At 45.0% G+C, this 560-nt stretch carries 1 protein-coding gene; it reads left to right on the top strand.

Annotated elements, in window-relative coordinates; translation table 11 throughout:
* A partial coding sequence (locus BBA02S_RS20000) for an ERF family protein (protein ID WP_082800167.1) occupies window positions 1-560 on the top strand: 560 nt, incomplete at its 5' end.

The following is a 560-nucleotide window of genomic DNA, read 5'->3' as shown; positions in this document are numbered from 1 at the left end:
AATATGTAGGCAGTTCCCAAACGTTGGGCGCTTTGCGTGAAAAGTTAGATGAAATGGCGCTTGTTCTGGAGACACGAGTGTTAAATCACAACGTCACAAGTACAGTGAACAGCAAAGGCACACTCTCTCATTTCACTGAACTAGACATTGAATACACATGGGTGAACGCAGAGAATCCAGAAGAAAAGATTGTCATTCCTTTCTACGGTCAAGGCGTTGATCTGGCAGGAGAGAAAGGTGTCGGTAAAGCCCTCACGTATGCAGAGAAGTATTTCATGCTCAAACAGTTTAACATTCCAACAGATAAAGATGATCCAGACGCATTCCAACAAAAAGCAGAAACATACCGCAAGCCCGATCCGATTACGCCAGAGCAAGTTGGCACAATCAAAACAAAGGCGCTGGAATTTGCCAACATACGCGGCGGCACAGACGATCAAGTCTTTGCTCATCTAAAGATCAAGGATGTAACGAAACTTACAGCACAGCAAGCGGCAGACACCTTAAACACGTTGCAAAGCTGGATTAATAAGGCGCAAAAGGAAAAGCAGGGGGCTTAA

The sequence above is a fragment of the Bacillus badius NBRC 15713 genome, assembly GCF_001591605.1.
GTDB classification, from domain to species: domain Bacteria; phylum Bacillota; class Bacilli; order Bacillales; family Domibacillaceae; genus Pseudobacillus; species Pseudobacillus badius.
Note: the sequence above shows the minus strand (reverse complement) of the source record. Positions and strands in the feature narration are given on the sequence as shown.